Below are 12700 nucleotides of genomic sequence, written 5' to 3'. Positions count from 1 at the left end.
CACATGAGAAAACTGATCCTGCAACTGCACCTTTGGGTAGGCCTTATAGCCGGAGCTATACTTTCCGTGGTAGGTGTTTCGGGTTCGATTTACGTATTTCAGCCTGAGCTTACCAGCAGCATTTACTCCGAACTATACCAGCGCACAAGCCCCGGTACACAAACTATAGCTGCCGAAACTATAGTTGCCAGGGCACAGGAGCAGTTTGGAGGCAATGTTACAACACTTTACTTCCCGTTGCGCGAGCTCGAGAACTACATTGTTAAAGTAGAGGGTAAGAAAGAGTTTATCTTCTATGAGGGCGGTACAGGCAATTACCTGGGAGAATTAGCTAAAAGAAGAGGTGTTTTGGATGATGTGCTGGAAATACACCGTCAGCTAACGGTAGGGGAGATCGGTTCTGTTATAACCGGAATTAGTTCTTTGCTGCTTTGCCTGATTCTGCTCTCAACGGGTTTATACCTGTGGTTACCCAACAAAAAGAAACAGCTGAAAGATGGTTTTATTCTGAAGCAAAAGGCCAGCTTTAAGCGTCGCAACTACGACATCCATAAAGTATTCGGTTTTTACTTTAGTCTGCCGCTTTTCCTGGTTGGTATTACCGGTGTCTACTTTGCTTTTCCGGAAGAAGTACAGACCGTGGCTGATTATGTTACCCGCGCAGAGGAACCAACACCCGATCCGGCAACGCTTAAGTCGGAGTATCGCGCTGATATGCCACAGCTAACTATAAATCAGGCATTGGTGATGATGGAAACCATGTACCCGGATTACCATAAACGGAACCTAATCATGCCAAAAGACAGCGCTGACCGGGTGTACTTTTCTGTAGTTAACACTTCTGAAATAAATGCCGGTCCTGAATATCGCCCGCAAGTTTACATCGATCAGTATACAGGCAAAATACTTTATGCCTATGAGCCACATAAGGCTCCTGCAGGCAAGCAGCTTACACGTAACTGGTTTGTCCCGATCCATTTCGGTGAGATAGGTGGCCTGTTTACCCGCGTCCTCTGGTTCCTGGCCGGGCTAATGCCATTTTTACTCTGGGTAAGTGGCATTATTATCTGGCGCAACCGGAAAAAGGGAAAGATGAAAACAAGCTTTAGGCCTCAGGTAGGTGTGCTGAAATAGTTATCAGGATATGTAAATAGAAAAGCCCTTCCGCTATAGTTAGCGAAAGGGCTTTTTATTGTCGGAGTGGCGGGATTTAAACTAAAGCTTAAGCATTTCACTGTCTGAATATATCGCAGATCAGGTCTATATCAGCTTTTACATTATAGTTAAATACTTTTGTCTTCAATGGCATCCCAAAAATCAAATTCGTGGATTAATGTAACGGTGCTACCTTCTTTGCGCAGGGTAATAGCTTTCTCGACTTTTCTGCCGTAGCAGGCAAAAGCCCAACACGGATTGCCACTATCACCAACAATTAAGTAGTCTGTTTTTTTTTGTTATACCTGAACTGATAGTTCCACCAAGATTTGAGACCGCAACTTCTGCTTCTTTTCTAGAGCCTCTGCTAAAGAGACCTGTTAGGCAGAATACTTTTCCATCGAAGTTTAAGTCAGGATTTGCAGTGCAGATACCACTAATCTTAACATCTGCAATCTCAGTTGAGATCTTTTCTGTAAGTTCTTCATCTGTGAGTTTAACAAATTCATTGAAGTATGCTAAGAGTCTTGTCCTTTCCTGCTCATCAACCTTACCATCCGACAAGACAGAAGTTATTAAACTGTAAATTTCATCATAAGGGTAATAAGAGTTCAGGTGCTCATGTTGCTCCAACCAGCTATCTAGAGCCATTACTTCAGCATCGTTAACAACACCGTCGGATAGAATACCGTGGCAAATACCTTGAAGAGTTTGCAGATCAGCTGTTGCAGCATCATAGTAAATACTATCATGTTCATACTTCTCTAAAAGCCATAATAGGTCTACTACCCATTCAACATCGCTAAGGTCATTGCTAAGTGCTTCGTTGATTACTTGCATCAGCTCCTTAAATGGATTTCTGTTTACAAGTTCGTTGTGTTTTTTGCACCAACTTTGTAGCTCTTTAATTTCAGAACTATTGATAGTGCCATCTAAGTTTATACCTATCAGAATTCCTTTTAAAGAATTTATGGCTTTATCTGCCTCACTACGACTGGTAAATAGTCTAAAGGCTAAATTTTCGTAAGCTTGTTCCATATATTAATTTTGTAGTGTCTTTTTATTTATGCCTGGTAATTCGATCACCTAGAAGAATAAACTCAATCAGAATAAATACTTTACTTAAGTATGCAATACTAGAACAGGTGAGATAGTGATACCTGCTAGTTAAGTATTTACTAATATAGTAATATGTTATTGTATTTAAACAAAAAAATAACGGCCTGTATAAATACATATACAGGCCGTTATTTTGTCGGAGTGGCGGGATTCGAACCCACGACCTCCAGCACCCCATGCTGGCGCGATACCAGGCTACGCTACACCCCGAAATTTGTGTGTAAAATAATAACTTGCCTGATTTTATAAAAGCACTCTGTTCTATAATATTCTGACTAAGGCAAGTGCTTACCTACTTGCGCTGCAGTGTATGATCTGCACTATAATAACCGGCTCCTTTAATCAGTAAAAATATACTCCCAAGTAACATCGACCAATCGGTGCGGCTGCCATGCAGCATAGCCCAAAAACCTTCGTTTGAGAATAATTCGGTTTTAGTTGTGGCAAGGGCTACCAGCATAATTATAATAAGCGGTATAGTGGCCAGCCTGGTAAGTAACCCCAGCAGTATAAGCGTACCACAGGCAATCTCAAAAGTGCCTACAAAGCTCCCTAAAATCTCAGGTGCCGGCAACCCTATTTTTGCAAAGCGCCCTGCCCCGCGCACATCCGGAAAAAGGAACTTCTGAATACCTTCTGAAAGAAATACTGCACCCACCATCAGGCGAATAAGTATAGTAGTGCGGGCGCTATCGGTCTTGATAAGTTTGTATAGCATGGTTATGCATTAAAAAAGATCTGCAAGCATATACTTACAAGGCTTTATATATTGGCCGTTCACCAATACAAATTAGGGGTATAATTTAGTTAAATAATTAGTTTTGAGATATTTAAGATGCGTTTTATGTGCTATGATGAATTAGAGTTTAAATAGCTAATATATCTGAGAATGAATAACTGGATGGTGGTGAATCATATAACATGTTCACTATCATAAGACTTGATAGGATCAGAGGAGTTAAGAATTGCATCCGTGTTTAGTTCGAGTATTGAGGCTATCTCGAGCAAACGCTCTACAGTGAGCTTAGTGATGCCTGCTTCTAGCTTGGAGTAAGCTTTTTGAGAGATGCCTAACCTGAAGGCCATATACTCTTGTGTATAATTTTTTGAAAGGCGATGCAGCCTAATGGCATTTGTAATCATAGGTAGTAGTATAAAAGTTTAAAATCTAATTCGGGCAAATAAGTTACCTTATGTTGCCAACCTTTTATGTTTATTGAGTCATTAGTGTATAGATTGTAATATAATCATGAATGAATATATTAGTAAATATGCATTTTTACAAAAATTGATGGGCAAATATGGTGATGTGAATTTTCACAATGAGCATCCTGATTTCAGTTATTTGGCATTCGACAAGGTGTAATTGATATGCTGTTAAGCATATCAATTACACAAGAATCCACAAAATTCATCCAAATATCTCTGATCCTTTTTCAAGAACCTAAGGGTATAAAATAGTACTTTCAGTACTTGAGTAAGCTTTTTTAAATGCAGAAGTTTGAGATGCTTAAGCAACTTGGTCTTGAGATGGATGCAATGCTAGCTAACATCTAAATTAAGGCCGCATTCAATAGTCTGCTACTTGAGTGGCAACATTACTCTCTTTGCACAAGCAAGGGTTAAATTATTGTTTAACTTTTAAACTAAAAGAATGAAAAAACTTATATTGTCATTTGCATTGGCGTGTGTAACTACATTCTCATTTGCGTTTAGCAGTGACGCTGTAGTAGTAACCGCTGAAGAAGAACTTATATGCGTACCGGTGACGTATTCCTGCGGCGAGCTAGGTGTTGTATGTGCTTATTCTGCAGCTGATTTGCTTGAGTATACTCTGTTAACAGAAGAGATAGCCTGCCCATAATTATAAAGCGGGCATCTAAGCATTAGGTGTCCGCTTTTCTCATCACTTTAATTTATAATCCATGTTTAAAGTAACCCTTTCTTTATTCCTGCTATTGATCTTCCAGGTAGCTGATGCCCAAAGCACACAGGTAACTCCCAAAAAAACCAGCAGTCTGAAGTTGAAACTAACCTACAGATTAAGCTATCAACCGGATTCAACAGACAGTAATAAAATTTTGAAGGAGGATATGTTGCTGTTTATTGGTGATGATTTCTCCAAGTTCCAGAGTCTGAACCGTTATCTGTTCGACTCATTGGTTGCGGATGTAGAGAGTAAAGGGGGAATAAAGCATCTAAGTAAGGTTGGGTTTAACGCATCTACGCTCCCTAAGTCAGGTTTTAAGTATGAAATTTACAAAAACTACCCTAAAGGTTCCATTACAGTTATCGACAAAATCGAGATAAGCGATTATGCTTATAGCGAGCCTCTGAACCTGTTCAGATGGCAAATCACAAACGAGAAAGCCACTATCGCAGGCTATGCCTGCCAGAAGGCTACAACAGTGTTCGGAGGGCGTCAGTACGTGGCTTGGTTTACCAACGAAGTGCCTGTCAGTGACGGACCCTACAAGTTCAACGGTCTGCCCGGGTTAATAGTCAAGGTCAACGATACCAGAAACCACTATGTGTTTGAATTGAGCAGCTTGAAGAAGGCAACCAGTACCGAATCTATTGCTTTTCCAAATAAGCAGCTCATCGGTACATCCAAAAAAGAGTTCGCCAAAGGCGCAAAGGATTTTAACGAGAATATAGCAGCCAGGCTTGGCGATATGGTTACCCTAAATGATCCGGACGCTCTGAAGAGAGCAGAGCAAAATGCAAAAAAGAAAAACAACCCAATAGAGCTCATAAATTAACTATTCAAATTTAGTAAAGGAAATGTGCTGGCAAAGTCCAATGAGGGATGATAAGAATACTGCTTCTATTCAGCGCTTTGTTTTTTAGCTGTGCCGCCCAGGCGCAGGTGAAAATAACTGGAGATGTGTCTGATACAGCCGGGATTGCCGTTGAGGGTGTCAGTGTAGTGGTGCTGACACAACACGATAATCTGACCCTAGCCTTTGGGCTGACAGATCAGAACGGGGTTTTCTCTATTGAAGTAGATGTTGCTATTGACTCGCTCAAAGTAGTGGCGCAGGCACTTGGCTATGGCAGGCAACAATTTGTGATAGGTAATACGAGTCAAAGGTTACGGTTTACTCTGGCTAACCAGTCGCTGGAGCTTAGGGAGGTAACAGTAAAAGCAAGCCCCATAACCAGCAGCAATGATACGGTCAGCTACCTTGTCACTGCCTTCACAGATATAAAGGACAGATCAATAGCCGATGTTTTGAGAAAAATGCCTGGCATCGAAGTAGAAGGCAACGGGAGGATCCTGTATGAAGGGAAGCCTATTCAGAAGTTCTACATAGAGGGCCTGGATCTGCTGGAAGGGCGCTACAATCTTGCAAGCAACAACCTACCTGCTGCAGACGTGACATCGGTGCAAATACTGGAAAATCACCAGCCTATAAGGATACTGGATAGTCTGGTTACTTCTTTTAGCCCCTCCCTGAATATAAAACTTAAGAACAACATTACTACTACTGGTACTGCAAAAGTTGGGACAGGGGTACCGTTTGCGCTTTGGGATGCGAATCTCACACCGATGCTTTTCACTAGAAAGCATCAGCTGCTGGCATCCTACCAGACGAATAATGCAGGGCATGATGTTTCCACTGACTTGAAAACATTGACAGCCGAAGATCTTAGGGAGCAGGCTGAGTGGGGTGTGTCCCAGGGGGAACTGCTTCGCCTAAGGGAGCTTTCACCGCCGCGGTTTTCCGGAGAACGTTACCTCTTAAACAACGCTCACCTGGTAAGTGCAAACTATCTTCGCAAAATCAGCAAGGATATGCAAGTACGGGTCAGCGCGTCGTACCTGAATGACTACCAGCGGCAGGTGGGTGAAACGAGGAGCATTTTCTTTACGCCGGGAGACACTGTGACACTGAGGGAAACCAAAAATAATAAGCTGTATACCAATGCTGCTGAAGCGGGTGTTACGATGTACAGGAACACGGCAGACAAATTTCTAGAGAACCGGTTAAGGCTAAAAGGGAGTTGGGATTCCAAATGGGGCAGTATTCTGAGTAGCGGCAATTCCTTGCGGCAGGACCTGGTGAATCCAAGCTATTCTGCCGCTAACAGATTGCGTGTCATCCAGCCTTTTGGGAAGCAGTTAATCGAGTTTTCATCTGTAGTGAGTCTCGACATCATGCGTCAGCAACTAAACATAGAACCAGGCCAGTTTGGGGGACTCATGGCAGAAAGACAACAGGTGGACGAGATGGAACAGCAATTGCAGTCATTGGCCTTTCACACATACAATACTGCGAGCCTGACCAAGGCCTTAGACAACTGGACACTAAACCAAAAGGTAGGTGTACAGTTGGAGCACCAGGAGTTGGGATCAAACTTGCTAAGCATTTTGTACGGGGAGGAGCCTCGTCAGAAGAGCCTGGCTGTGAATAAGCTGGGTTGGCAGCGCATGAGGTACTTTATAGAGTCCGAGGCTGAGTACAAAACCGCACGCTGGAGTATAAATGCTAGGTTGCCGGTTAATTACAGAGTCTTTGAGTTCGGGCACATACCGCATCTGAGCGGGAATCGCCTGAACGGGGTTACAGCCGAACCAGGGATAGCTGGACGTTTCAATCTTACGCCCATGTGGAAGGCTACTGCTTCCTTCAGGATGACGAATCATTACGGAACCCTTGACCAGTTCACGAGTGCTTACCTGCTTAGGGATTACAGAACCCTGCAGCTATACGACGCACCCCTGCAGGAAAGACAAACCCGAAACTATATGCTTGGATTGGCTTATCGGAATGCCCTGAAATCACTTTTTACAAACCTGACCTACACCTATAGTTCGTCTGAGAGCAACTTACTCTACCAGAATTCCCTGAATGAAGATGGCTCGCTTGTCGTTAGCGGCATCGAGCAGCGCAATCCGATGGAGTACCACAGCCTCGCCTGGCAGGGGAGTAAGTATTTCAGTGAGCTCAGAACAACGCTGAAACTGGGCTCCAATTTTTATGTCAGCAACAGAAAGCAATTACTGAACGACCGTCTGGTTGATGTAGCGCACCGCTATTACTCCGTGCGCACAGAGGTCAATGCAAAGCTTTTCGAATGGCTCAGCGTTAACTACATTGCCAACCTGTCCTTGCTGGACGGAGTAGTTGGGCAAAAAAATATGGGAGAGGTGTACCAACAGGATTATATCCTTGATTTGAGCTTCTACCCTGTGGAGAATCATTATTTTGGTCTGAAAACAGATGCCTACGTGACCAGCGGTGCTGATAATGGTACTCCCAAATACTACTTTACCGATGCTGTGTACCGATTCTCCTTTGGTAAAAGAAAGATAGATACTGAGCTCAGATGGACCAATATATTTAATACATCAGAGTTCATTCATGTATACACTGACGGTTTTGCAAGAGTGGAGAATCTTTACAGACTCAGGCCTTCCCAGTTAATGGTTTCACTCAAATTTGCATTATAAGCCGGCTTTTGCTATTCCATATTCAATAGATAGGCAATACGTATAGCCTGCAACAGAAAGTTTAGAGTACTCGCACAGAACCGAAGGGTAATAACAACTGCATTAAGCTACATTGATCTAACCCTCATAGCATATGTTAAAATATGAGTATACCTGAAGGCTCTTGACTAGGGATCACAGGTGCATTTTGGTGAGTATCGCTGAATTAAAAATGAAGACTATAAAAAACGCCAGCCACTTCTGAAGTAGCTGGCGCCTGAAATTGTACTTGTGCACCCGAGAGGATTCGAACCCCTAACATACGGTGCTCGTTCTTAATGCCTTATAAATAGAACCAAGCTTTGTTCACTGAGTAGTTCACTACTATAGCAATCCAGTTTTAACTTATAATTCTAATTTGTTTGTAATAGTGATTTTATTGAGCCTATTGGGAAATGTACTTAAACTCTGTTAAAAGAATATGCTATCAGTGGATATAACAGAACTAACGCAATATCCTTACAGGCCAGTAAATCTATGAATTTTATTATGAATATAACTAATTAAATAACTAAAGTAACCGTCTTTGCTTTCCTACAATACTATATGTAGAAGTAGTTTTTGATGGACCAATAGAAGAAAACTTTTTAGTAGTTAAGGTAGAAATATGTATGCTAATATCAGTACCTAAATTATTGTTTATTATCTCGTCGAAGTCAGAATAATCAATTTCCCTTACATCATTTTCAATACAGTTATATAGATATTCAGCAAATGTACTTGCTCTAATAATCACAATGGGCTGGGATTCAATATCGCTCTTTACTGCAGGTGCATAACGGGGAGTTACAACTATAGTATATTTCCCTCCTATCTGCTCCCTATGAAGATCTAATCTTCTAGCATTTAATCCATGTAGTTTATTTTTTGTAGACTTAGCATCCACTGCAAACTTGGTTTTCTTTTCAGTGAATAAGCATTCTATATCAGTTTTACCTGAACCACCCACACCTTTTGCTTCTATGTTATAAAACATGTTAAAACCATCTACTAGAACATCTTCAAATAAATAAGCTTCCGCACCATCATTGTTATTTGAGTATTGTTCAATGAGCTTAGGTAGATTAAGAAGGCTTAACTTTTGCAGGTTATCAGATAATCCGATTTCTTCTAAAAGTTCTTCTGGATAAAAACTATAAATCTCTTTAACAACATCAATCCTTAACCTTTCCGGGTCATTTAATTGTAGAGGGACCTGAGTAAAAGGATATGTGTTTAAAAATTTATCACAAAGCGGAATAATATCTTCACTTAACTCTACATAATTTCTTGTAACCTTTCTAAGAGTTCGTGGAGTGTTTTCTTTAGCCCTACCATGCTGCAGAGTACAGATTACATTTCCTATTGTTCTTTTGATGATACCCGCACTTATAAAGAGTGTACTTACATAATAATCCCATTCATAAGATGAATTGACTAAAACATGACTACTTTCATTGAAGTGTTGTGTTATTTCATTATCTGAAAGCTTTCTAAATCGCAGTATTTGTTTAACTAACGATTCATAAGAATTATCATCTATATCCTTTACAAAAACTATTAATGCAGAAACTTCAAAAGCATATAGCCTGAAGTCAAGACGTGAATCTCTTAGGAGCTTAAATAAAAGTCTGAATGGGTATAGATTGAATTCTTTATCTGTACCTCCATGTGGATGATGGTACTGCAAAGACCAAAGCATTGCAAAGAAAATCTTAGTAAGCTTTTCTGGCTCATCAATATGCTTAAGGTATAGGTTTCCCAAAGGGCTAAAAAGGAACCTATTCTGTCCATCTATCTTAGCCTTATACCCAAACATGTAGTATGCTAAAGTATTAATTCTATGATTAATAGAGTCTAAGGGAAGTTCTGGATTTCTCTCTTTATAGTAATTCAAATCTTTCAGTCTCAGAAGTAACTTTTTCTTTTCTTCTTCTGAAATCAAAGTTTTGGAGTATGACTTTAAAATAATGGCAACAGCTGTTATAATATTTAAGCTAGATGTATGCCTATACAAAATCCACTTTTTCTCTTCTACTCTATGTGTCATATTATTGCCCTATTTTAGATAGTATTTTCTGTAGCATCAGAGGGGGAACACACTCACCAATCACTGTTCTAATAAATGATTCGTTTGCCCAATCTGGGAATTTTATAGTTTCAGGAATTGAAGAAACAATAAATGTTTCTAATAATGTAAGCACCCTAGCATCTGAATAAGTGCCGTCATTAAGTTTTCTACCAGGATGAACATTATTATGAGAACTTATACTGCCACAATATGTAGTTCTCGCATGAGCAGGCTCATCCCAACTCATCCTTTTGAATGTATTGTGAAAGCCCTTAATTCTTTCTCCATTTTCCTTTTTAGGATAATGTAACTCATTTTTTAATGCGCTCTTTCCGGTAGGAGTATGTTTCAATGCTAATACTGCTCTAGGATTATGTTCCTTAGCTTCATGCCATAATATGTCACTTTTTTCTCCAGATTCTAAGGAGGGAAGATGACCTATTGAGTCCTTAAGTGGAATTTCAGGCTCTATTTCAGGCCAGGCCCACTTTAAGCCTTTTTTAAAAAGTTTTATTATTGCCCTAGGACGAGTTTGACTAATACCATAGTCTTTTGCATTAAGTACCTTTGCTTCAATGTTATATGAATTGCCATATTTCTTATTCAAAATGTCTTCTAAGGTCAATAAGTTAACATCAAATAAATCGCTCTTATAAGGGAAGTACATATCTAAAAATCGAGCTACATTTTCTATCAAGATATAGTCAAAGTTTCCTGCATCAATTACTTCAAGAGTATTATAGATTAAGTAGTTTCTTGGGTCTAATACTAAGTGGTTCTGCAATTTGTTCTTTCCTAACGTACTTAACCCTTGGCAAGGGGGGGTTGCAATTAAAAGCTTTACAGAAGGGTCTATTTTTTTTATAATTTCTCTTTTAACCTTATCATCTCGAATATCTCCTTGTATAACTTCTGTTTCTGGGTAAAAGAACTTATAGCAGTCACTTCTTTTTTTTATTAATTCATTCGAAGCAATAATATCAATACCAATGTTCTTTAAGAACAACTCTCCAATGCCTGCGCTTGAAAAAAGTGAAATAGCTTTCATTAAACTAATTAATACCTTGTAATAAATTGTTAATCATTTTTGGCGGGATTGACTCGCCTATACACTGCCTTATCAAAATCTCTGGGGTGTTCTGAGGAATTTTCCAATCTGTGGGTAGAGAAGATAAAATCATGAGCTCTAGCGGGGTTAAGACTCTTGCATCAGAATATGTGCCGTCTTCTTTTAATCTGCCAGGATGTACATTCCTTTGTGAGCTAATCGCATCATTTCTTATAGTAATGGTAGGTGCTGGTTTATCCCAATTGATACGTCTATAAGTTGATTCATAGCCCTTTATTCTTGTACCGTCTTCTTTCTGTGGGTAATGAACTTTATTAAAAAATGCAGATTTGCCAGTAGGTGTATGTTTCATCCAAGTTATGTGCTTTTCCACATGCTTTCGAGCAAAGTGCCAAGGAATGCTAGAGGTCTCGCCAGATTCAATACTTGGTAAGTGCCCTATTGCATCCAACACAGTGATGGCTTTCTTTTTAGCAGGCCATGCCCAAGTTGTACCCTTCTTGTACATTTTGATAATTGCCCGCAATCTCTTTTGAGGAACATCATAGTTTGCTGCATCCACTATTTCAGCCTCGATATTATATAACCCTCCAAACTCATTTTGAAGTATATCCTGTATATGAACTAGCTTTTCTTTATAGGGCAATAAAAGCTTTAGCAAAGACGGTACGTTTTCAATAAGAATGTAAGCCGGTTTTTTTAAATGTATGAACTCTACAATTTTGTAAAATAGGTAGTTTCTTTCATCTTTTAACATGCTCTCATTGTTCCTGTTCTTACCTGCAACGCTTAGACCTTGACATGGAGGCGAAGCAATTAAGAAATCTATTGCTCCTTCTGAGCTTTGAATAATGTTTGTGAAAATATCAGCACGCTGTATATCACCAGTAATCATAGTAGCGGAAGGATATATAGACTGATACAATGCAGCTCGACTTGGTATGATTTCATTTGCTACTTTAATATCAATCCCAACTTCATCTAAATATGTCTCAGCTATTCCTGCGCTTGAAAATAAGGAAACCCCTCTCATGATGTATTAATAGAAATGAATTCTGATTAGCAAATATAGTTAAAAAAGTATCTAAAGACCGGGCTAAGTCCAGCAATTTGAAAGGGGCGGCTTCCTGAATATTGAGAACTTATAGAAGGTTTAAGCTGTTTTTTATATTATGGCAGACAACATTAGTGAGAAGAGCAGGAGCTTTATAATGAGTCGTGTTAAGAGCAAGAATACTAAGCCAGAACTGCTAGTTCGTAAATACTTATTTAGTCAAGGCTATAGATTCAGATTGCATAAGAAGGAATTACCAGGAACACCTGATGTTATATTACCAAAATATAAAATAGCCATTTTTGTTAATGGATGTTTTTGGCATGACCACAACATTGGATGTAGGTCTATAAGATACCCTAAGTCAAATGCTGATTACTGGATAAAAAAGATAACCCGTACAAAAGAGCGTGATAGGCGAAATATAAGTGATTTAACAAGTTTAGGTTGGAAAGTAATTGTTGTGTGGGAATGTAAGTTGAAGAAGAAGGAATTAGAGATAACACTAAAAGAGTTAGTGCAAAATATAGAAGTCTAATCTGCTTAACTTCGCATGTTAATAGAAATTAATTTGATAGGTCTATATAAATATACTTCAACCAGACTGAACAGAAACCTTTAAATAAGCAGTTAGACCTAACATTACACTTTGCTTAGTGCTCTATTCCAAATATCATAATATTCTTCTCTGGTGAAAATATCGCTCTTACTATAATGCGGGTAGTTCTGAACATAAGGTGAAGTGATGAAATCTTT

General features: G+C 39.5%; 11 protein-coding genes and 1 tRNA gene. 5 read left to right on the top strand and 7 right to left on the bottom strand.

Annotated elements, in window-relative coordinates; all coding sequences use genetic code 11:
* Positions 1-3: 3 nt before the first annotated feature.
* Positions 4-1134: a PepSY-associated TM helix domain-containing protein gene (locus tag GXP69_RS11700; RefSeq protein WP_163915263.1), complete on the top strand. Its 1131-nt coding sequence runs from the start codon at positions 4-6 to the stop codon at positions 1132-1134.
* Positions 1135-1422: 288 nt separating this feature from the next.
* Here GXP69_RS11700 and GXP69_RS11695 read toward each other — a convergent pair whose 3' ends face one another.
* From GXP69_RS11695 to GXP69_RS19365, 4 genes are all read right to left on the bottom strand, one after another.
* Positions 1423-2193 (bottom strand): BRCT domain-containing protein, encoded by a 771-nt coding sequence (locus GXP69_RS11695; protein WP_204282007.1) that lies wholly within the window; start codon positions 2191-2193, stop codon positions 1423-1425.
* Between the two features lie 217 nt (positions 2194-2410).
* Positions 2411-2484 (bottom strand) — tRNA-Pro (locus GXP69_RS11690).
* Between the two features lie 82 nt (positions 2485-2566).
* The gene (locus GXP69_RS11685; protein WP_163915262.1) at positions 2567-2992 is read right to left on the bottom strand and encodes a DoxX family protein; all 426 of its coding nucleotides are present in this window, start codon (positions 2990-2992) and stop codon (positions 2567-2569) included.
* A gap of 194 nt (positions 2993-3186) precedes the next feature.
* Entirely contained in the window at positions 3187-3417 is a 231-nt protein-coding gene (locus tag GXP69_RS19365) for a helix-turn-helix domain-containing protein (protein ID WP_163915261.1), read from the bottom strand.
* A gap of 511 nt (positions 3418-3928) precedes the next feature.
* Here GXP69_RS19365 and GXP69_RS11675 point away from each other — a divergent pair.
* The 3 genes from GXP69_RS11675 (at position 3929) to GXP69_RS11665 (ending at position 7732) form a co-directional block, all read left to right on the top strand.
* Positions 3929-4138 (top strand): hypothetical protein, encoded by a 210-nt coding sequence (locus tag GXP69_RS11675; RefSeq protein WP_163915260.1) that lies wholly within the window; start codon positions 3929-3931, stop codon positions 4136-4138.
* Positions 4139-4199: 61 nt separating this feature from the next.
* Complete coding sequence (locus GXP69_RS11670; protein ID WP_163915259.1) at positions 4200-5036, top strand: GLPGLI family protein; 837 nt, start codon at positions 4200-4202, stop codon at positions 5034-5036.
* Between the two features lie 47 nt (positions 5037-5083).
* Positions 5084-7732, top strand: a complete 2649-nt coding sequence (locus GXP69_RS11665; protein WP_163915258.1) for a carboxypeptidase-like regulatory domain-containing protein — start codon at positions 5084-5086, stop codon at positions 7730-7732.
* Between the two features lie 550 nt (positions 7733-8282).
* Here the strand turns inward: GXP69_RS11665 and GXP69_RS11660 are convergent.
* The 3 genes from GXP69_RS11660 to dcm are packed head-to-tail and all read right to left on the bottom strand — an operon-like array spanning position 8283 to position 11923.
* Positions 8283-9800, bottom strand: a complete 1518-nt coding sequence (locus GXP69_RS11660; protein WP_204282006.1) for a hypothetical protein — start codon at positions 9798-9800, stop codon at positions 8283-8285.
* A gap of 1 nt (position 9801) precedes the next feature.
* The gene (locus GXP69_RS11655) at positions 9802-10869 is read right to left on the bottom strand and encodes a DNA cytosine methyltransferase (RefSeq protein WP_163915257.1); all 1068 of its coding nucleotides are present in this window, start codon (positions 10867-10869) and stop codon (positions 9802-9804) included.
* 4 nt (positions 10870-10873) lie between these two features.
* Positions 10874-11923, bottom strand: coding sequence for a DNA (cytosine-5-)-methyltransferase (gene dcm / locus GXP69_RS11650; protein ID WP_163915256.1), 1050 nt, complete (start codon positions 11921-11923; stop codon positions 10874-10876).
* A 139-nt stretch (positions 11924-12062) separates the two neighbouring features.
* Between dcm and GXP69_RS11645 the strand changes: the two genes are divergently transcribed.
* The gene (locus GXP69_RS11645; RefSeq protein ID WP_163915255.1) at positions 12063-12482 is read left to right on the top strand and encodes a very short patch repair endonuclease; all 420 of its coding nucleotides are present in this window, start codon (positions 12063-12065) and stop codon (positions 12480-12482) included.
* Positions 12483-12700 lie beyond the last annotated feature (218 nt).

This window comes from Pontibacter burrus (assembly GCF_010686685.1).
GTDB lineage: Bacteria > Bacteroidota > Bacteroidia > Cytophagales > Hymenobacteraceae > Pontibacter > Pontibacter burrus.
Note: the sequence above shows the minus strand (reverse complement) of the source record. Positions and strands in the feature narration are given on the sequence as shown.